This window comes from Solitalea canadensis DSM 3403 (assembly GCF_000242635.2).
Classification (GTDB): Bacteria; Bacteroidota; Bacteroidia; order Sphingobacteriales; family Sphingobacteriaceae; genus Solitalea; species Solitalea canadensis.
Genome location: NC_017770.1, coordinates 1,479,733 through 1,500,967 on the forward strand (window position 1 = coordinate 1,479,733; position 21,235 = coordinate 1,500,967).

Below are 21,235 nucleotides of genomic sequence, written 5' to 3' on the forward strand. Positions count from 1 at the left end.
TAGAAAATACTAATGACAATTGAAAGTTAGTTTCTGAAAAATGTTAAATAGTTTAGCATTCTTGATTCTTTCCTTCATTCAAATTCATTTCCACTAATACCTCATCCAGATTTCTTACCAGCGCATCTGCATTATCATGGTTAAAAACCATTGGCGGCTTAATTTTTAATACGTTGTATAAGGGTCCGTCTGTACTGAGCAGAAATCCGCGTTCTTTCATTTTTTCTACAATTTCATCTATCTCAGGTACAGCAGGTTCAAGGGTTTCTTTATTTCTGATCAGTTCGGCACCTACAAACAAACCATAACCCCGAACATCACCTATAATTGGATGCTTCTCTTTAAGTGATGATAAACCAGCCATCAAATAATTTCCGGTTTCTAACGCATGTTGCTGCATTTCTTCTGATTGAATGGTGGTTAATACAGCAATTCCGGTTGTCATAGAAACCGGATTTCCTCCGAATGTATTAAAATATTCCATTCCGTTGTTAAATGCTTCAGCGATCTCGGTAGTAGTTACAACTGCTGCCAATGGATGACCGTTGCCAATCGGCTTCCCTAAAACCACCATATCCGGCACCACATTCTGTAGTTCAAAACCCCAGAATTTTTCACCAACACGTCCAAATCCAACCTGAACTTCATCCGCAATACATACTCCACCTGCTGATCTGACGTATTTGTAAACTTCTTCAAGGTAGTTTTCAGGTAAAGGGATTTGTCCACCTACTCCTAAAAGTGTTTCACAAATGAAAGCAGCCGGGGCTTTATCCTCTTTTTCGAGTTTTTCAATCAGCTGTTGAACGCTTTTTGCGTACTGGGCTCCTGCATCTTTATCCTCATAACGATATTCACCACGGTACAGGTCCGGATTTTGAGCTTTATGAATATGTGGTGGCTGACCAAAGCCACCTTTACCATCAAATTTATAGGGGCTTAATTCCATGGCTACAGTTGATGTACCATGGTAAGCATGATCCAATACAATTACATCCTTTTGTTTAGTAAAATGACGGCTCATCCGGATGGCAAGATCGTTGGCTTCGCTACCTGAATTGGTAAAAAAACAAACATTCAACGATGGTGGCAGCGTTGCACAAAGCATTTTTGCATAGTTGGTTAGATTGTCATTTAGGTAACGGGTATTGGTATTGAGCGTTGCAATTTGTTGTTGCATAGCTTTTACCACAGTTGGATGACAATGGCCTACATGACTTACATTGTTTACACAATCAATATAGGTTCTTCCTTTATCATCATAAAGGTATTGGAAAGCTCCTTTAATAATTTTGAGTTTCTTTTTGTAGCTGATACTAAGGTTTCGTCCAATGAGTTCTTTACGCTCTTTTAACAACGTAGCGTAATCATCGTCCTGCTTAATGATCGGAGTATATCCACAAGCTATCCGCAGTTCATTTTCAACTAATACAGGATTTGTTTTAATCAGTTTGAACAACAAATCCCATGCAGGTCGTTCAGTTATAAAATGATGTTGATTATCGCTTTGCAACGAGGCGTTATAAGCAGATTTGGTTACACTTATACAAAGGCGTGCACAAATAAGGTAATATAGAACTTCAATTTCTGTTTCTGTTAACGGATTTTCATGATGGTAACCTTTAACTACATTAGCCGCCACCATAACCGGATTTTCTTTATCCAGCATGGCATAAGTACAGGCAATTGCCACGTTGTTAATAACCTGCGAAAATACCATGTCACCAAAATCAATCAAACCGACGATCGAATTGCCACTTACCAGTACATTATAATCATTGGCGTCATTGTGAATAACTGCCGTCCGTAATGAAGGTAATTTGGGCAGGACTTCCATCTCAAATTGTAGCAGAAAATAATCAGCAATCCGGCGTTTCTCATGATCCTTAATATAATGCAGGTCTTTTCTTGCATCCAGTGCATTACGGATATCCCATTCATAATACCTGTTTATCGATGGGTGAAAAAATCCGGCAAGCGCACTGTCCATTTTTCCCAGGAATATACCAAGATCGACTTGCAATTCATTACTATGCTGTTGCTCCTCTACCCAAAAATTACCGTGAAGGAAATTTAATATCCTTAGATAATATTGATTTCCATTTAAGGTAATTGCAGTTAAAGATTGCGCCGTTCTGTTGGGTATAACCTGTTGAAATTTATTGGCAATACCTGATTGCGACAGGTGGTCAAGGATTTTAATCTGAGCCTCTAAAAAATGATAATCGTGTGCATCGGTTGATATTTTACCAATAAACTGCCCTCCGGATTCATCAGTAAGTAAGAAATTCTGCTCGTCATAACCATTTAAAGTTTTTGCTTTAACAATTAAATTATAATGCTGTGCAACGAGTTGCTCTATATTTTGTTCAGTGAAGCTCATGAGTTGTTTCTAATTAGTGCTTTTTTACTCCCACAGTAACATAAGAATGTGTGCTGCAGACCAGCTAAAGTTAAGTGCATTTAATCCTTTTCCGGTCATCGGATGATAGTTTTCCCGAAGCGGTTGATCTGTTAATAAACCGTCCGCATTATTGAAAAGCTTTAGGGCAAGTTCATCCGCTTCTTTAGTAAAGCCATATTTCTTTAATCCTGTAACACCAAAATAAAACTGATCCAGCCAAACGGGGCCTCGCCAATAACCTTTTAAAGGAGCAAACTCACTGCGAGTTACATCAAGTGTAGGCAGGGGAACCTTCGTGTTGAAAACGGATGGGTTAACCATACAGGTCATTACATTTTCAGCTTGATTTTTACTTGCAATGTATGTCCAAAGAGGAATCCATGCTTCAGGTCCTTTAATCTTTACTTTTTCTTCTGAGAGCATCTGGTCAAAATAATAACCTTCTGCACTATCATAGAATTTTTGGTTGATCAATTCTTTTAACCGTTGTGCACTTTGAGTAAAGGCTAAATGCTCATCATTTTTGCCCAATAGTTGAGCCATTTTTGAGAGCATGAATTTTTCAAGATATAGGTAGGCATTCAGGTCTACAGATTCCTGGTTTAGCGACCATGCATTGTCGCTATTTTTTAACATTTGTGCCTTGTCAAAACGAACAGCATTATCCATTCCGCTTTCCCATGCTGCAGCAATGCGGGTGCCATCGCAAGAGCCATATTCACATAAACCATTTTGATTATTATCCCTGTTTTTGTACCACCAATTATGGTAAGCAATAAGTTTAGGATACATTTCTTTCACAAAAGCTTCGTCTTTGGTTTTAAGATAGATTTCCCAAACAGCCCATGCAGCCAGTGGAGGTTTGGTATCACGCCAATTATTTTCCTTTTTATCTGAATAGATACAGTCTGCAACCATACCTTCTGCATTTTGATAGTCGAACATTGACCGCATACTTGATTTCGCTAATTCTGGTTGAAACGATGCTAATGCAACGGCATGTTTCCAACTATCCCAAGCCCAGAAACCATAGAAACCATCATACGAAGCGGACGGAAAGACGCCGTCATGTTTCAAATCTTTCGATGCACTTCTCCAGTTGGTAATCAAGGTTGTTATTGATTTAACAGCCAATTGTTTATACTCTTTTTTTTGAAGCCATTGACTGTTAGTTTTAAAATAACTGGTTAAATAGACATTCCACCGTTGCTTATTCTTCACTAATAGCTGGTCAAATTGAAAGTGATCTGTATCGGGTTTATACAAGTTCTTATCAGGATAAAATGCTTGTTGTTGAACCATTGAGTACTCACTATTAACAGGAATAGTAACTTTAGTTTTGCTGGTTGAATATCCTTTTTTGTTCGTGATGATTTTTATGTATTGATTATCAAATTTTATAGCGAATAAATGGTCTTTTTGTTCAATCAGCAACCGATTGCCCTCTGCTTTTATGAGGGTATTGTTTAATAACACATTTCCGTTCCACCAAATTTCAAGTACTCGTTTTTGTTTTCCGGAATTGCGAATCTTTGTTTGAATGAGTGCTTTCCTATCCGATTGAAAAATCAATCGAAGTTCAATTGTTAGATCAGATAAACTATACTGTTGTGTTAGCAGTCCCGGTAAATAATTAAACTCAACTTTTGCATTTGCTAATGGGAGCTCATTCCCATTTTCGGCAACATGTAACAAGGAGATGGCCGGGCTCAGCCATTTGCCACTCATATCCATTAGTAATGGACCGGTAAAACCTCCATAGCAATCTTTTGAAGTCGGTTGTGCATAGGCGTGCCATGCTCCCAGGTCGGAAAAAAAGGAGTGTTCTACATTTGCTGTATCAGTTATGGAGGTATGAACATCCAGAAAATTTACAAACTGGCTGCGATCGATATGCTGACCGTCAACAAAACCAATTTGCAGGTAAAATAGAAGGAGCAAGCCTGTTAGTTTCTTCATATAATATTTTAATTAGAATTGGAGTGATAGGTCTCCTTTGCTAACTCAACACTGTTTTTTGTATGATCAAATGGACGAAGCGTAAATTCAAAGCTATAGTTTTGAAAAGGCAGGGTATAGGCTGCATGTGTTTTTGCGCCCCAGCTGTTATCTCCGCCAACACCCATTTGCATATAGTCAATATTCCACCAGATAAGGTCCTCATCTTCCATAGAACCTCCGTGCACATTTTTGCGTTTACTATGGTCGAAGTCCATTTTCTGCATATCGAAATGCAAAACGCCTGTATTAATAACAGAACTTCCGATAGCCATTATCCCCTGACCCGATGAATTACTTAATGCCATCCAACGAACATCGGTTCTATTTCCACTTTCCTGAGCCCTTGGGTAAGGATGGAATAATTTTGAGGCAGACATTTCGTAGATATCGATAGCTGCTGCATAGTTGCGGTCGTTATAGTTATCAAAAGGACCTCGGCCCAACCATTTAACGGTTTCAAACTCTTTATTCAGTATTAACCTTAACCCAAATCGAGGAAGTTCCGGAAATGTTCTCTCCCCAGCAATAAAACTGGCTTTCACCGTAACGTCACCATTTGAATTAATCAGGTAACTGATCTTTGATTGGGATGCAACATCCGCTAAATCATACACAGCATCTACCTGAATTAATCGTTTAGTTAGTTGTTTAGCGGCTATACCACTTAATTTAGCATTACTTCCCGCATTTTTCCAAACAGCACATCTCACTTGCAAACTATTGCCAATATCATTATCAGTAACGGCTCTCCAGAAATTTAGTTGTATATCCTCTTTTAATAATGAGACACCCTTGAATTTGAAGTCGCTCAAATTTCCGGTGGTTTTATTGAACACTAAAGAGAGATCATTATTGCTAATTGCAATAGACGACGCATTTTCATTTAATAACAGAGGAGTGGATGTTGCAGGATTAATTTTCTCTTTTTCTTTAATAACAGGGAGTTTAAACTGTTCCCAGGCTATCACATGATCTTTACTAAAAAAAACATTTTCATGTTTTGGGAATGCTTCCATCCACAAAAAGTATTCAGTTCCCGGAGTAGGAGTGATTTTAGGCAAATCAACTGTAATAACAGTATCCTGATGAGGCTCCAGATCGATTACAGGTAAAGTTCCCTGTCCAATTACTTTACCATCAGCCTTTATTTTCCATTTTAGGTCGTACTCTTTAAGATTGGTAAAATCAAAACGATTGGTGATACTGATCTGATTTGCGGCAAAATCAACTGATTCGAAATGAATGTTTTGATAGACTTTTTTTACTTCATAGGCTTGCGGATGTGGGGTCCGGTCGGCTGCAAACATACCATCTGCGCAGAAACTGGTGTCGCTGGTTACCCCAACTGTACCTAAGTCACTGCCAAACGCCCAAATGTCGCGACCATTTTCATCTTTACGTTTAAAGGTTTGATCAGAGAAGTCCCAAATAAAACCACCTTGTAATTGGCGATACATATAAATCAGGTCCCAGTCGTCTTTTAAGTTTCCACCACTGTTGCCCATCATATGTGCGTATTCACACTGAATTAACGGACGAGTACGGATATCCCTGACATATTCCTGCATGATATGCAAGGATTTATACATCGGACAAAAAATATCTGAATAAGGTAATTCACGCGCCTCTTCGTATTGAACCGGGCGGGTTTTGTCGCGTTGTTTAGTCCAGTTGTAGGTAGCTATAAAGTTATCACCAAACCGACTTTCATTACCAAGCGACCAGGTTATAATGCTACAAAAGTTTTTATCGCGTTCAACCATTCGCTTTGTGCGGTCAAGATAGGCCGCCTTCCATTCGGGTTTATCAGATAAGGTTTTTAATGGATGAAAATCCATACCATCACACTCAACATTAGCTTCATCAATCAGGTAAATTCCATATTTGTCGCAGAGTTCATACCATTCTTCACGGTTAGGATAATGGCTGTTACGAACGGCGTTGATATTGAATTGTTTTAAAACCTTAATATCATTGATCATGCTTTCAACCGTGATTACCTTTCCGGTGATCATATCATGCTCATGACGGTTAGTTCCTTTTATTTTGATGGCCACTCCGTTTACAAGAAATAACCCATGTTTTATTTCAACCTTTCTGAAACCTATTCTATGAGCTATAGATTCAATGATTTTGCCCGATTTGCCTTTATGGTTAATGATTAAGGTGTATAAATTTGGGGTTTCTGCATTCCATTTTCTTACGTTTGGAAGAATCGATTCAAAAAGGAAATCTTTTGAATTTGTTTTTTTTGAAGCAGCGTAAATGGGTTTCATCCCGTTGGCGTCATCCAATAACTTTACTTCGATAAACTCACCATTTTCTGACTGTAATGGCTGGCGATTTAAATTAACGCTTAATTTGAATACACCTTGCAAGTAATCCGAATTTAAGTCGGCCTGTACAAAGAAATCAAAAATAGAAAGCTTTGGACGGGCTATTAATTCAACATTTCGTTCAATGCCGCTTAATTTCCACATGTCTTGACCTTCAAGGTAAGTGCCGTCAGAAAAACGAAAAACCTGTACAGAAACGGTGTTTTCTCCTTTACGCAGGTATTGAGTGATGTTAAATTCCGCAGGAGTTTTACTGTCTTTACTTAAACCAACATAATGCCCGTTGATCCATAAGTAAAAAAAAGAATTAACTGAACCTAAACGAATGAAAATATCCTTTCCGTTCCAATTGGCGGGTACATTAAAAGAGCGTTTATAAGAACCAACTGGGTTATAATCTTCCGGAACAAAAGGAGGATTGGGCTTTATCGGGTATTCAACATCCGTAAAAATAAACTTATCGAAACCTTCCACTTGCCAATTGGCAGGAACTTTAATGTTGTCCCAGTTATCAGTGTTATAATCATCTTTGAAAAATGTCGCAGGTCGTTGAGCCGGATTTTCAGCCAGTTTAAATTTCCATTGCCCATTTAATGATTTTACAAAGGGAGAAGGAGTATCATTTATAGCCGATTGCTCATTTTCCTTTGTAACAAACCAAGCATGAGGAGCTACTGTATTTTGAGATACAAGTTCAGGGTTTTCCCAATCGTTTTTCTTCGACTGGGAAAACCCTTGAGATTGAATCAGGCCAAAGGTGAAGAGGAGTAAAATAGATATTGATTTCTTGATCTTCATTTCAGTTTAAGTTAAGTGAATGGTAAGAGAAACCCTAACCCCTAAAGGGGGATTCTGACAGTGCTAACTTTGTTTTTGTAGTCACTTGGCTAAATCTTTACCTTCAAGAATTTCTAACTCGAGTGATAAGAAATCCTTATTACTCAAGTTAGAAATTGGTAAAGGGTTTAGATATTAGTTCCCTTTTAGGGGTTAGTAGGGGTATTTCCCTGTGCGCTGTCATTCTTCTACTCCTTTCCCTTCATGAGGGGAAAGGAGTATGTTAAAACATTACCAGTTCTTAGCCTGATGAATATTAGGATTCTTGCTTATTTCAGCAAATGGAACCGGATAGATATCGTGTTTTCCATTGATGAAATTGTTAGCAAACTCGTGATTATGGTTTGTCAAAACCGTTTTAATAGGTTCCGGGGCTGATTTGCTACGTGCCCAACGGTAAAGGTCGGCCCAACGGATACCAAATTCCATTGATAATTCACAAGGACGCTCATGATGGCGAATCTGTTCTCTTAATTGAGCAGTACTCAAGGCCACTAAAGGAGCAGCTTTGGCACGCTCACGAACACGATTTACAACTGTTAATGCCTCAGCGGTTAGTCCACGCTCATTCAGTGCCTCAGCGTGCATCAACAGAACATCAGCAAAACGCATTAGGTGTATATTAACACCTGTATAATTTTTATTATCAGCTAAATCAGCTGGATAGGCATATTTTTTAAAGAATACATGATAGTTTAACCCATCTTTTACATCCGAATACTTCATTTCAACTCCCTGTTCATTTACAACAGGTGCTTTAGAATTAGGATCATCGAAGAATAAGGTCGCATAAACACGATCGCTGTACGTACCATTGTCGGTTTTATCTTTCATAAACTCGCTTTCGAGATAAGGAGAAGGGTAAAACAACTCCCAACCATTCAAGGCATAAGACGAAACTTCCCAGGCAATTGGGTTGCGGGCATCAAAACTGTTGGTTCTGTCGGCGCTGAACTGAATTTCAAACAAGGATTCCTTGTTGTTTTCAAAAGCTCCGTTAAAGTTATCACCATAGTTAGCCATCAGGTCATATTTTCCACTGTTAATCACACCTGCAAATTCGGTGTTGGCATTCTCGAATTTTTCCTGGAATAGGTATGCTTTCCCCAGATAGGCCTGAGCTGTATATTTAGTAGCTCTACCCACCTCATTTCCGGCACGACTTTCCGGCAGAAATTGTACACCTTCTTTAAAGTCGCTTTCTATTTGGTTCCAGATGTCTTCTTCTTTTGCTTCAGACGGGTAAAAATCAATTTCTTCTTTTTGGACTTTAGTGATTAAAGGAATGTTTTTGAAATAATTAATCAGGGTGAAATAATAATAGCCTCTCAGGAATTTGGCTTCAGCAATCATCATTTTCTTTTCCTCATCTGATAAACCATTTTGTGCATTACCCGAAACATTAGGAATATTTTCAATACACTGGTTTGCACGACTTATTCCGGCAAAGCAAGAATGCCAAAGATTTGTAAACGTGGATTCATCAGTGGTGTAGGTATACGAATGAAGCGACTTTCCATAACCTTCTGCTTTGTTATTGATGATCTCATCCGATTTATAAGTGGATGAAATATAAAGTTCCTCAAACCAAGTCCATTTGTCTCCACCTGCCGATCGTAATGCGGCATAGGTCGATAAAATTCCCTGTTCTGCATGTTCTTTGGTTTTCCAGAAGGAACTTCCTGATAGGTCTTTTTTATTTTCTTTATCCAGAAAATCCTTTTCGCAAGCGGTGGAAGTAAAAACCAACGCAGCTGTGATTATATATAAATGTTTCTTTAACGTTTTCATATTACTGGTGTTGATTTGTTAAAAGTCGAATGATAAACCTGCGAAGAAGCTCCGTGAAAGAGGATAGAGACCTCTGTCAACTCCACGGGCAAACGTCGAATAATTAACAATTCCCGGATCATAACCTGTGTATTTAGTAATGGTAAACACATTAGTAGCTCCGGCATATATTCTAAGACTATTCAGTTGTGGCAGCTTAACCTTATATCCGATCTGGATGCTTTTTAAACGGAAGTAAGAACCATTTTCAAGGAAACGATCAGAAGGAAGGCTGTTGTTGCCATTTGGGTCCTGAACTGTAGTACGTGGAATATCTGAATTAGGGTTTTCCGGAGTCCATGCATCTAGCAAATCTGTAGACTTATTATGAATGGTATTCTGATACATCAGGCGTTTTGCACCGTTGTAAATTTTGTTACCCTGTGCACCCTGAAATAGCATGCTCATATCGAAACGTCCCAAACTTAAGTTTGCGGTTAGGCCGTATTCGAACTTAGGTAAACCACTTCCCATAAAGATGCGATCGTCATCATTTAATTCGCCATCGCCATTGGTATCAACAAATTTCACATCACCAAGCTGGGCATTAGGCTGATAGGCTTTAACAGCATCTAAATCTTGTTGGGTTTTAATTACTCCTGCCGTTTTATATAAATAGAATCGTCCGATTTCTCCACCTACTTCTGTTCTGGTAGTAGGGAAGTTGTTGAAATCCATATAACCGTCAGTGAAAGATTCACCTGCGAAACCAAGTTTAGTCACCTTGTTGCGGTTCAAGGTAAAGTTTCCGGTTACGTCAAATTTTAGTTTTCCTGCAGTGCCTCTGTATGAAAGAGCCATGTCAATACCCTTGTTCTCCATTTCAGCTGCATTTTTGTATGGATTAAACAACAGACCTCCACTTAAAGGAAGCGGAACTGTAACCAACATGTCGCTGGTGCGGGTTTTAAATACGTCAACTACAAATGTTAGTTTTTCATTCAACACTGAAAGATCCACTCCGGCGTTAAAAGTGGCTGATTCTTCCCATTTAATATCAGGGGCTGAAGCAGAAGTTACAATACCGCCAGTAAAGATTTTCTGGCGAATTCCGGTTCCTAAAGGATAGTTCACTGCATCATTACCTGCATTAATAACAGGAGGCAGGTATTGATAATTTGGAATGCTCTGATTTCCTAAAGTTCCGTAACCGGCACGGATCTTCAGGTCGTTAATTACTGATGATTGGAAGAATTTTTCGCTGCTAACTCTCCATGCTCCTGAAAACGAATAAAAAGTTCCATACTTGTAGCTTGGTGCAAAGCGTGAGGATCCGTCAACACGGACAGTTGCTGCCAGTAAATACTTGTCATTGTAGGCATAATTGGCTCTTGCAAACCATGAAATCAGTGAGCTTTCAACCAGTGTACCTCCAGAAGATTTATCTCCCAAACCCGAATTTAATGCCCACAGATCGTTTGATGGCAGGTCATTATTACTGCCTGATAGTGAACGCAGGCGATCGCTTTCCTGAGAATATCCTGCAAGAGCATTCAGCGCATGAACATTATTAAATGTTTTATTGAAAGTTAACACAGCATTCAAGATGCTGCGATTGTATTTACTTCTTCCTTCATATAACTGGGCATTAGGGTTTTGAACTTTTGCACCCATGTAATAAGTAGGAATATGCGAATAGGCATAGCTGTCGTCGAGATTAATACCATATTGCAAACGGAATGATAATGGTTGAAGGATTTGATATTCACCATAAATATTCCCTATTAATGAGGTACGTTGCTCCGAATTGTCTACCAACGTCTGAATACCTACCGGATTGGTGGCATCGATCATTTCTGTTCCGATTCTGCCTCCGAAACCACCGTCATTTTCAGAATTGTATACAGGAAACTGAGGAACACGGTTAATCATTTCATAGATTAACGGATAACCTGCATTTTGTTGGTTTGCGGTACTTTCATTAGAACCTTCCAGCATGCGTCGGTCTGATGAAAGAAAAGTCATCGACTCGCCAAATTTGAATTTTCCTTTGGTGATATCTGTGTTTACCTGTACGTTATATTTCTGAAAATTAGTGTTGATTACAATACCTTTCTGATCGTATCTGCCCAATGATACATTCATTTTAAGATCCTTTGACCCGCCCGAAAGACTTAAATCGATTTTGCTTTCCGGTGCGGCCTGAAAAAATTCATCCTGCCAGTCGGTATTCGGGTAAGCTTGTGTTTGACCGTTGCCATCTACATAAGTATTGCTTGCAGTGTAATCAAGTGGGGCTTCTCCATCATTCTTTTGCGTCTGCAACATGATCTGATTGTATTGCGACTGGTTGGTAATGGGTAAACGTTTTGAAAGCTGGTTTACTCCATAGTAAGAATTGACATTGACTTTTATTTTTCCGTCTGTGCCTCGCTTGGTAGTTACCTGGATTACACCGTTTGAAGCTCTTGAACCGTAAATAGTAGCTGCAGAGGCATCTTTAAGTACATCAATCGATTGAATATCATTCGGATTTACAGAATTGATATCACCCGGAATACCATCGATCACATACAAAGGATCATTGTTTCCGATCGTACTTAATCCGCGAACTCTGATAATAGGAGCAGCGCCGGGATCTCCGGAACCTGGTGCCACCATAACACCTGCTGCTTGTCCCTGAAGCATGGTACCCACATCGCCGCCAGTGAGTTTTTCCATGTTTTTAACATTAACACTTGAAACTGCACCTACAACATCGCGTTTGCGTTGTGTACCATAACCTACTACAACTACTTCTTCAAGTCCTTTTGCTTCGGTTTTTAACTTGATCACAAGCTCTTTACGTCCGTTTACTGCAACTTCCTGAGTTTCAAAACCAATAAAAGAAGCAATAATGGTTGCATTTGACGGAACATGATTCAGCGTAAACTCTCCATTTCCGTTGGTGCTGGTGCCAATGCCGGTGTTCTTGACAGATATATTAACGCCGGGAAGTTCCTCGCCCTGATCTGACACTACTTTTCCCTTTATGTTTATATTGTCCTTTGGGTCGTTTCCCGATGCCTTGGTCTGCGGACGGAGCATAACGATATCCTTGTCATACTTGATTTCAAGGTTAGTTTGTTTGACGATCTCATTAAGTAATTCTTCAACAGTTCGTTCTTTGGAAACAATAGTTACTTTTCCTGCATTGGTAAGATCGTTGCTGTTGAAAGAGATCTTAACAGAGGTTTTTGATTTTATCTGATTTATAGCACTGACCACCTCAGTATCTTTAAATCCGATGGTTATCTTTTGTTGCAGTTCAGGAGCATTCTGGGCTTGTGCTCCCATTGCAATCATAAATCCGGAAAGAAGTGCAAGCACATGCCGTACCAGCTTTCCCGATAAGGATAGGGTAAATTTTTCATTCATAATAAAAGGGATAGATTGGATATGTTTTAAAATTGGTTGCTAGTTTATTAGTTTTTATTTCTTAATGTGATCGTGTTATTTTTTACTTCATAATTAAGGTGGGTAACATAAGCTATCGCAGCAAGCACCTCTTCAGGTTTCTTATTAAGAAATTCACCGTTAAAGCGTACTGATTTTTTTACATTGGCAGGAGGGACGATCTTCACCCCGTACCAATATTCAAGCTGTGAAGCTATTTGTTCTACAGATGCATCTTTAAAGATCAGCTTGCCTTCTTTCCAGTTGTTTTCGGCAATCAGGTCAAATGATTGCTTGCGTAAATCCGGACTATCGGCGTTCAGGTAAACAGCTTCTCCCGGATGAAGAATAACTTCCATTTTAGATTCATCCTTTAGCTGTTGAGAAACGCGTACTTTCCCTTCCAGAAGTGAAACTTTAAGTTGCTGGTCAAAGTCGTACTGGCGTACTTTAAATGAAGTTCCTAATGCCTGTACTTTTAGATTACCGGCTGCAACAATAAATGGTTTTTCCTTGTTATGGGCAACATCAAACAATGCTTCTCCTTTAAGGTTCACTTCTCGTTTTTGCGCATTAAAGTTGTCGGAAATGCTGATGCTTGAGTTTGAGTTAAGTATTACTGAAGTTCCATCAGGCAGTTTAACAGTTTTGCGCTCGCCTTTAGCTGATGCGTAAGTCGTAAAATGTGCGGTTGCAGTAGAATATGTTTTGGCTGAAAACTCGCGGACGAGCCAGATGCCGCCGATGGAAAGAACCACGATGGCGGCAATAGTGGCTACTCGTTGAATTATATTGATTGGCTTAAGTTGGATTGAACGTTTTTGCGAATTTCTATTAATCTCCCATATGGCTTGCTGTAGCTTACCTAGTTCTTCTTTTTTCTCGGTTTCCGATAATTGAATGGACATAGAAACAAACAAAGACTTTGCTTCTGAAAATTCTGCTTGTTTCTCCGGATGGTTCTTGATCCATTCTTCCCAAAAGGCAATATCACTTTCATTGCTTTTAAAGCAATAATTAATGAAAGAGTCGTTGGTTAGAAAATCTTCAACAGTATAACGTTCAAATTGCATATTCTTTGTTTTTAGTAAAGAGTATGTCCGACGAAATTTTTACCAAGAAAATTCTAACTTTTTTAAAATAATTTTTGGTCAGATAAAATCCAGCAGATTATTATTGGTAAAGTAACCTCCTGACGCATCAGGCTAATGGCTGCATGAATGGTGTTATAGATTGTTCTTACAGAAATAGAGGTACGCTCGGCAATTTCTTCATAACTCAATTGCTCAAAGAAACGTAAGCGGATTAATTCTTTTTGCCTTGCAGTGAGTTTATTGATCGCAGCTTCTATGCGTTGCTTTCTTTCATAATCTTGTTCACGGTCAATAAGCAATTGTTCATATGAACTCACTTCTGGCTCCACAGGCAATGTGTCGTAGGTTTCAAGGGTTCTTTTGTTGATAGCTTTTATCAATCTGCGTTTATAGCTAATGAAAATATAATGTTGTATCTGACGGATGTCTTCTAGTTTTTCACGCTTGATCCAAAGGTCAACAAAGATGCCGTTAATATGTTCTTTTACGACTTCACGGTCATGGCTTAATCGCAGTCCGAAACGAAATAGTTTATCATAGGAAATCTGGTACAAACGATAAAAGGCCCGTTCATTACCAAGTTGTACCTCATTCCATAGCCAATTATATTCCTCGTTGTTATCCTGCATAGCTTAAATAATAGACCGGTTTTTATATCAAATTTCTGAAGAATATAATTGTATATAATTTGAAGGTACAAAGTTGAATGAAAGAAGTGAAATGCTGTTGAAAATAAAATTGAATTTTATCTCATTAGTGGAATGAGAAATGGAAATGAGTTTCACATTGATATAATAAAAAAAGGTCCGTCGCAGATTAACCGGACGGACCTTCTATTACAATTTGAAACTTATTTAGTTTCGCTTTCTTCAATTTTGGTTTCTATGAACTTCTTAAGTTCTCTTACACGCTCCATGTATTGTGGTTTCTGCATTGCTTTATCATCCCAAACAATACTCTTGCATTTTTTTTGATAACACATGTTAATGAAATAGCGAGGAGTTGTAGCTTCCGGTCCGCCAATCATTTGGTCAGGCATATCAAAAAACATCTGGTCCCACATTTTCTGGTGGATCTCTTTGATTGTGGCTTCAGGTAAAACCACTTTTTCAGTAATTAAAGAATCCTGTTCATTACGGTATTTTAGCAACTGTGTCTTCGAATTATAATCGTAAGCCACTTTATCACCGATTGAAGCTTTTACCTCGATATGGTCAAATTCTACAATTTTATAGTGGGCCTTCATAAAGTAGGCCGTATAATAATAATATACCATGTAGATCAAAAATGATCCGACGATCATGGTCAATAAATAAATCTTTTTAAATCTGTCACTCATTTTCCTTTAATATATAACCGTATGCTTAGTATTAATGTTCGCTTACCTTTTCGAGTTCTACATCATCATCAATCGGCTCGCCTAATTCACCTTCCCATTTACTTACCACAGCCGTTGCGATACTGTTACCAACCACATTTGTAGCCGAACGTCCCATATCTAATAACGGATCAATTCCTAATAACAATGCAAGACCAGCCTCCGGAATGTTAAATGTTGCTATAGTTCCCGCGATAACCACTAATGAAGCTCTTGGAACCCCGGCAATTCCCTTACTGGTTAGCATCAATATTAACAACATTGTCATTTGTTGCTCAAATGAAAGATGAATGCCATACGACTGTGCAATGAATAATGAAGCAAAAGTCATGTACATCATCGACCCGTCAAGGTTGAAGGAATAGCCTAATGGAAGCACAAAGCTTACAATTTTGTTTTTACAGCCAAAACGCTCAAGCTGTTCCATGGTTTTAGGGTAGGCAGCTTCACTACTTGCTGTACTAAATGCCAATAAAATAGGCTCTTTAAGTCGGCCGATAAGGTTGAAAGAGCGTTTGCCTAAAATGGTTGAACCGATTAAGGTTAATATCAACCATAAGAGTAGCAAGCCTCCGTAAAACTCAACGATGAAGATGGCATAGGTTGATAAAATACCTAAGCCCTGTTTTGCAATAATGGCGGTCATGGCTCCGAAAACTGCAAATGGAGCGAAGTTCATTACATAACCGGTAACTTTTAATATAACATGGGCAACTGCATCAAACAATTTGATAACAATTTTTCCCTGCTCACCAATAGCAGCTGTTGCAACACCAAAGAATAAGGCAAATACAACGATTTGCAAGATCTCATTGGTAGCCATTGATTCAATTACACTTTTAGGGAATACGTGTGCAATAAAGTCTCTGAAACTCAATGCTGCTTTTTGTATACCTGTGCTTGTATGACTGTCGGGCAGTGGAAGGTTCATTGCTTCTCCCGGGCGGAAGACGTTTACCAATATCATTCCTAATACCAGCGAAAGTAAACTTGCGCTAAGGAACCATAATAAGGTCTTTCCGCCAATACGGCCAACAGCCCTGATGTCACCCAATTTTGCCACACCCACAATAAGCGTGGTAAGTACCAACGGAGCAACGATCATTTTTATCAATCGCAGGAAAATGTCACTTAAAACGGTAAACATTTCAAGTTTTTTCTCGCGCGCTTTATCATTTTCTGATTTACTTTTTTGAGCAGTTACAATCTCAGCTTTTAATTGCTTGTAGTCAGCTGAGGTACTATCAGTAACGGTAGTCAGCTTTTTTTCAGCCTGTTCGATTTGGGCTGTGGCTTTTATAATACCGTCATTATAAGTATGGATGTAGGAAATGTTTAGCACATAACCCAATACAATGCCCAAAATGAGGGCAATAAAAATATAAAGGGTTAGTCTGTTTTTCTTCTGCTTCATAGAAAAGGATAAATTGATAAACCGCAAAACTAATAAAAAGAATGAGCCTACATAGCGTGTGCAATAGGTTGTAATCAGTTTTCTTTTAAAACAATGATTATAGTTTGTTGGTAATAACCGGAATATGTTATCGGACTCTTATTATTGGTCATACATTCTTATATGTTGGGCTCTTTTGGTCAGACGACAAATCTTTTCTTTATTGTTCTGCAGATGTAATGAACGCTTAGTTCTTAAGGTAAGAATTTATCTTGAAAGAGGAGAGAGGTGAAAACGAAAAGGCCATCAATACGATGGCCTCTCAATAGTATAAAATAAACTAAATTAGTTGCTTAAATCTTCTGCATATACAGAGCTATGCTCTTTTGCTGCAATATAACGTTCAGCATCTAATGCTGCCATACAGCCTGAACCTGCAGCAGTAACAGCTTGACGATAAATATGGTCTTGTACGTCGCCGGCTGCAAAAACACCTTCAACATTTGTTTTAGTGCTGCCAGGTTGTGTAATGATATAACCGTTTTCATCCATATCAAGCCAACCTTTGAATACATCTGTATTCGGTTTGTGGCCGATAGCAACAAAGAAACCGGTAATATCAATTGTTTTTTCTTCTCCGGTTTCGTTATTAACGATAAGTGCACCTGTTACATTTTGTCCATCACCTAAGATCTCTTTTGTTTCAGAGTGATATAAAACTTCAATGTTTGGCGTATTTAATACGCGGTGTTGCATTGCTTTTGAAGCACGCATTTCACCTTTACGCACGATCATGTATACTTTTTGACAAAGTTTGGCAAGGTAAGTTGCTTCTTCAGCTGCGGTATCACCTGCACCAACAATTGCTACATCTTGTTTACGGAAGAAAAATCCATCGCAAACAGCGCATGCAGAAACGCCAAAACCATTATACTTCTGTTCCGATGGTAATCCCAGCCATTTTGCAGAAGCTCCTGTTGAAATAATTACTGCATCAGCAGTTACAGTTTTGCCATCATCCAATGTTACTTTGTGAGGTAACGATGAAAAATCAACGGCAGTTACGATTCCGAAACGTACTTCTGTGCCAAAACGCTCAGCTTGTTTCTTGAAGTCTTCCATCATTTCCGGACCTTGAGTTCCTTCAGGATAACCTGGAAAATTCTCAACTTCAGTAGTGGTGGTTAACTGTCCTCCCGGTTGAAGCCCGGTGTACATAACAGGTTTAAGATCTGCGCGAGCTGCGTAAATTGCCGCTGTATAACCTGCAGGACCCGATCCGATGATCAGGGTGTGAATGTGTTCTACTTCGTTCGACATTTTTGTTCTTTCTCTTTATTATGTTTAGGTTATTGATTGGTTACTAAATCTAAGCTATAAGTTAATACCTTTAATTAGCAAAGGAATCCTCCGCCAATTAAATCATTTCCTTCATAGAATACAGCTGATTGTCCCGGCGCAATAGCCGATACCGAATGATCAAAATTCACTTTGATCAAATCACCGTCCTGGACAATAGTACTCATTGTACCTGAATCTTTATACCTGATTTTTGTAACAGCTTCGATAGGCTGATTAATAGAATCGTATTTGATCAGATTGTGATTTCTTACAAACGCCTGAGCGCTTTTTAAATCTTCTTCCTTTCCTAAAACAACGGTATTGGTTTCGGGTATAATGCGGGTAACAAATACCGGTTCTCCCAATGCAATACCTAATCCTTTACGCTGACCAATAGTGTAAAATGGGTATCCTTTATGTTTTCCAACTTTTCTTCCGTCTGTTAACACAAAATCGCCACCATCAACACGCGATTCTAAATCTGGGACGCGGTGTTTCAGGAAAGAACGGTAATCATTATCAGGAACAAAACAGATCTCATAACTTTCACTTTTGTTAGCCAAATCTACCTGACCCATATCCATTGCCATTTGGCGAATTTCTGTTTTCTTAAAGCCTCCTAATGGAAGTTTAGTTCTGCTTAAGTTATATTGAGAAACACCCCAAAGTACATAGGATTGATCTTTATTGTCATCCAGACCTTTGGAAACGACATAACGGTTATTTTCTTGGCGGATCTGAGCATAATGTCCGGTAGCAATAAACTCACAATCCAGTTTATCTGCACGTTTCATCAACGCTTCCCACTTAATGTGTGTATTACACAATACACATGGATTAGGTGTGCGTCCGGCAAGGTATTCATCAACAAAATTGTCGATAACAAAATTGCCAAACTCATCACGGATATCTAATATATAATGGGGAAATCCATATTCAACGGCTAAAGAGCGAGCATCGTTTATAGAATCCAAGCTACAACAGCCTGTTTCTTTTGATGATGAACCGGAAGATGCATAATCCCAGGTCTTCATGGTGAGGCCAATAACTTCATAGCCTTGCTCATGAAGCATAATAGAGGCTACTGAACTATCGATGCCTCCACTCATTGCCACTAAAATTCTTCCGTGTTTACTCATATTTTTTAAACCGCAAAGATAGGCATTTGGTTTTTGCTATGAAATCATTTATGCGTCAGGCAATGGTAAAATTGTAGGGTAGAGTAGGCAAGGTTAATAGGTGTATGGTTTAAATGCCCTCTTTAGGTGAGAATTAAATAAATGGCATTGTTTTATCTATTAGTTGTTGTAACAATTTATTTAATGGACGCTCAACAATAACATACAAGCTATGAGATTAAACTATCAACTTGTTTTACTTGGTTTGATAATTTTACCCGGAATTATTTCATGTAATTCAAATGAGAAAGCAGAGAAAAATGTGACAGTAAATGAAATGGAAATTCCTCATATTAAGAGAGATGCTGATTTTGTGGTAAAAGCATTAAATATGGGAATGTTCGAAGTTCAGGCAGCGCAGTTAGCTGAAAAAAAGGCTTCTACAAAAGAATTGAAAGTATTGGCAGCAAAGGTAGAATCTGAACATTCAAAAGTTAACGAACAACTTGCAATTCTTGCTACTGAGAAAAATATAACCGCACCTGATTCAATCACTAATGATATGCAAGATAAAGTAATGAAGCTGTCTCAACTTAAAGGCGAAGACTTTGATAAAGAATATGCTACTATAATGCTCAATCAACATCGTGAGGTAGTTGATGAGTTTGAACAGATATCTATTAATGCGGTGGATGCTGATATTAAACAATTAGCAATGGATGCATTACCTGCTATGCGTACACACTATGAAGAAGCTGTGAAAGTAAAAGATGCTGTCGAGAAAAAATACAAATAATCAGCGGTCAAATCTAAATAAATGAGCGTCCTGATTTGATCTTTTTAAAATAAGATCACGTATTATTTCTGCAGCAATAACATTAAATGTAATTCCATTACCTCCAAATCCAAGGGCAAAGTAACTATTAGCCAGTTTTTTATAAGGTCCAATAAATGGTAACCCATCAGGGGTACTAGAAAATGTGCCTGTCCAACTAAACTCCGTTTTGAAATCAATCATAGGAAATTTTGATTTAAAACTTCTTTCTAAAGCTTTACCTTTTTCTTTTAATAATGCATCACGTTTTTTAGGATTAAAAAATGACTCATCTTTTCCACCAATTACGATGCGATGATCAGTTGTAGATCGAAGGTAGAGGTAGGGGCTGGCTGTTTCCCAAAGTAAACAATTGTCGAATGACCAAAAATTATCTGTTGAATACTGTTCACTTGCAATTACATAAGTTGAAGTAAGTGTAAAAAGTTTCTCGGCAATGTAATTAACAGATTCATACCCTGTAGCATATACTATTTTTTTTGCTGTGACTGTGCACCCATTTTCTGTAGTTAGAATGACACCTCTGCTTCGGTGATCAAATTTTACCACATTTGTTCGATCAAATATAGGAACGCCTTTTTTTTTTGACCATTGATGCAACAGATGAACGAGCATGTAAGTATCTGTTTGAGCACCGCTTTGGGATAAAATACCACCTTCAGAAGTAAACGTAAATTCCTTTTGAATTCGTTGTTTGTCCAACTTTTCTACGTTGAATCCATGTTTTTTTCTTACTATATATTCATTGTCAATCAGTGCTTTATGTTTTTTGTAAGAAGCAAAAAAGAAACTTTTTTTATGTTGAAAATCCGATAGTTTTATTTCATTGGCAATGTCCTGCAATTTATAAATAGACTCCTCGCATAGTTTATAGCTCTTCACTGCCTCTTTTTCGCCTCTAATTTTAATAAGTTTATAAAGCGGCATATCAATCTCATATTGAAGTAAACCCGTACTGGCACATGAGCTGCCTAACCCTATTGATCTTGCATCAATTATTGCGCAATCAATTCCTGCTTTTGTAAAGTAATATCCACACAGCGCTCCGCTGATACCGCCGCCCAGAATGAGGATATCTGTTCTTAAGTCTTTTTCAAGTTTTGGGAAGTTAAAAGGCAGTCCGTTTTTTATTAACCAATAAGGTATTCCTGAGCGTAAATCCATAGAAATAAAATAGTTACATAAAAGTTACTCCTGAGTTACTTAATATAATGTAATTGGCATTAGAATGGAACAGTGTTAACTATATAGCCTGAAGTGGCGTATAAACATAGAGATTCAGGAATATTATAG

The 21,235-nt window shown here is 38.3% G+C and carries 13 protein-coding genes; 1 reads left to right on the forward strand and 12 read right to left on the reverse strand.

The window, feature by feature from the left end:
* Nucleotides 1-52: 52 nt before the first annotated feature.
* The 11 genes from SOLCA_RS06010 to mnmA all read right to left on the reverse strand — a co-directional run bounded on the left by SOLCA_RS06010 (nucleotide 53) and on the right by mnmA (nucleotide 19,128).
* On the reverse strand, nucleotides 53-2,383 hold the full coding sequence (locus tag SOLCA_RS06010) for an aminotransferase class III-fold pyridoxal phosphate-dependent enzyme (RefSeq protein ID WP_014679556.1): 2,331 nt from the start codon (nucleotides 2,381-2,383) through the stop codon (nucleotides 53-55).
* A 24-nt stretch (nucleotides 2,384-2,407) separates the two neighbouring features.
* Nucleotides 2,408-4,363, reverse strand: coding sequence for an MGH1-like glycoside hydrolase domain-containing protein (locus SOLCA_RS06015; RefSeq protein ID WP_014679557.1), 1,956 nt, complete (start codon nucleotides 4,361-4,363; stop codon nucleotides 2,408-2,410).
* Between the two features lie 8 nt (nucleotides 4,364-4,371).
* Nucleotides 4,372-7,539 carry a glycoside hydrolase family 2 TIM barrel-domain containing protein gene (locus SOLCA_RS06020; RefSeq protein ID WP_014679558.1) on the reverse strand — a complete coding sequence of 1,056 codons (3,168 nt, stop codon included), beginning with the start codon at nucleotides 7,537-7,539 and terminating at the stop codon, nucleotides 4,372-4,374.
* Between the two features lie 270 nt (nucleotides 7,540-7,809).
* The gene (locus SOLCA_RS06025; protein WP_014679559.1) at nucleotides 7,810-9,369 is read right to left on the reverse strand and encodes a RagB/SusD family nutrient uptake outer membrane protein; all 1,560 of its coding nucleotides are present in this window, start codon (nucleotides 9,367-9,369) and stop codon (nucleotides 7,810-7,812) included.
* Between the two features lie 18 nt (nucleotides 9,370-9,387).
* Nucleotides 9,388-12,765 (reverse strand): TonB-dependent receptor, encoded by a 3,378-nt coding sequence (locus SOLCA_RS06030; RefSeq protein ID WP_014679560.1) that lies wholly within the window; start codon nucleotides 12,763-12,765, stop codon nucleotides 9,388-9,390.
* Nucleotides 12,766-12,812: 47 nt separating this feature from the next.
* Nucleotides 12,813-13,856 carry a FecR family protein gene (locus SOLCA_RS06035; RefSeq protein ID WP_014679561.1) on the reverse strand — a complete coding sequence of 348 codons (1,044 nt, stop codon included), beginning with the start codon at nucleotides 13,854-13,856 and terminating at the stop codon, nucleotides 12,813-12,815.
* A gap of 62 nt (nucleotides 13,857-13,918) precedes the next feature.
* A complete protein-coding gene (locus SOLCA_RS06040) occupies nucleotides 13,919-14,506 on the reverse strand; it encodes an RNA polymerase sigma factor (RefSeq protein ID WP_014679562.1) in 588 nt (195 codons plus the stop codon).
* A 221-nt stretch (nucleotides 14,507-14,727) separates the two neighbouring features.
* Entirely contained in the window at nucleotides 14,728-15,216 is a 489-nt protein-coding gene (locus SOLCA_RS22190; protein WP_014679563.1) for a hypothetical protein, read from the reverse strand.
* Between the two features lie 31 nt (nucleotides 15,217-15,247).
* A complete protein-coding gene (locus tag SOLCA_RS06050) occupies nucleotides 15,248-16,669 on the reverse strand; it encodes a dicarboxylate/amino acid:cation symporter (protein ID WP_014679564.1) in 1,422 nt (473 codons plus the stop codon).
* Nucleotides 16,670-16,993: 324 nt separating this feature from the next.
* On the reverse strand, nucleotides 16,994-17,968 hold the full coding sequence (trxB, locus tag SOLCA_RS06055; RefSeq protein ID WP_014679565.1) for a thioredoxin-disulfide reductase: 975 nt from the start codon (nucleotides 17,966-17,968) through the stop codon (nucleotides 16,994-16,996).
* A gap of 74 nt (nucleotides 17,969-18,042) precedes the next feature.
* Nucleotides 18,043-19,128 (reverse strand): tRNA 2-thiouridine(34) synthase MnmA, encoded by a 1,086-nt coding sequence (gene mnmA, locus SOLCA_RS06060; RefSeq protein WP_014679566.1) that lies wholly within the window; start codon nucleotides 19,126-19,128, stop codon nucleotides 18,043-18,045.
* Between the two features lie 211 nt (nucleotides 19,129-19,339).
* On the opposite strand from mnmA, the gene SOLCA_RS06065 reads away from it, so the two are divergent.
* Entirely contained in the window at nucleotides 19,340-19,903 is a 564-nt protein-coding gene (locus SOLCA_RS06065) for a DUF4142 domain-containing protein (protein WP_014679567.1), read from the forward strand.
* On the opposite strand, the gene SOLCA_RS06070 is transcribed toward SOLCA_RS06065, so the two are convergent.
* Nucleotides 19,904-21,106 carry an NAD(P)/FAD-dependent oxidoreductase gene (locus SOLCA_RS06070; RefSeq protein WP_014679568.1) on the reverse strand — a complete coding sequence of 401 codons (1,203 nt, stop codon included), beginning with the start codon at nucleotides 21,104-21,106 and terminating at the stop codon, nucleotides 19,904-19,906. It lies immediately after the preceding gene.
* Nucleotides 21,107-21,235 lie beyond the last annotated feature (129 nt).

Bases quoted from the DNA above. Each gene is read 5' to 3' on its own strand.
- SOLCA_RS06010 (WP_014679556.1), bottom strand. From the start codon at position 2,383: ATGAGCTTCACTGAACAAAATATAGAGCAACTCGTTGCACAGCATTAT.
- SOLCA_RS06070 (WP_014679568.1), bottom strand. From the start codon at position 21,106: ATGGATTTACGCTCAGGAATACCTTATTGGTTAATAAAAAACGGACTG.
- SOLCA_RS06050 (WP_014679564.1), bottom strand. From the start codon at position 16,669: ATGAAGCAGAAGAAAAACAGACTAACCCTTTATATTTTTATTGCCCTC.
- SOLCA_RS06035 (WP_014679561.1), bottom strand. From the start codon at position 13,856: ATGCAATTTGAACGTTATACTGTTGAAGATTTTCTAACCAACGACTCT.
- SOLCA_RS22190 (WP_014679563.1), bottom strand. From the start codon at position 15,216: ATGAGTGACAGATTTAAAAAGATTTATTTATTGACCATGATCGTCGGA.
- SOLCA_RS06015 (WP_014679557.1), bottom strand. From the start codon at position 4,363: ATGAAGAAACTAACAGGCTTGCTCCTTCTATTTTACCTGCAAATTGGT.
- SOLCA_RS06025 (WP_014679559.1), bottom strand. From the start codon at position 9,369: ATGAAAACGTTAAAGAAACATTTATATATAATCACAGCTGCGTTGGTT.
- SOLCA_RS06030 (WP_014679560.1), bottom strand. From the start codon at position 12,765: ATGAATGAAAAATTTACCCTATCCTTATCGGGAAAGCTGGTACGGCAT.
- SOLCA_RS06040 (WP_014679562.1), bottom strand. From the start codon at position 14,506: ATGCAGGATAACAACGAGGAATATAATTGGCTATGGAATGAGGTACAA.
- SOLCA_RS06065 (WP_014679567.1), top strand. From the start codon at position 19,340: ATGAGATTAAACTATCAACTTGTTTTACTTGGTTTGATAATTTTACCC.
- trxB (WP_014679565.1), bottom strand. From the start codon at position 17,968: ATGTCGAACGAAGTAGAACACATTCACACCCTGATCATCGGATCGGGT.
- SOLCA_RS06020 (WP_014679558.1), bottom strand. From the start codon at position 7,539: ATGAAGATCAAGAAATCAATATCTATTTTACTCCTCTTCACCTTTGGC.
- mnmA (WP_014679566.1), bottom strand. From the start codon at position 19,128: ATGAGTAAACACGGAAGAATTTTAGTGGCAATGAGTGGAGGCATCGAT.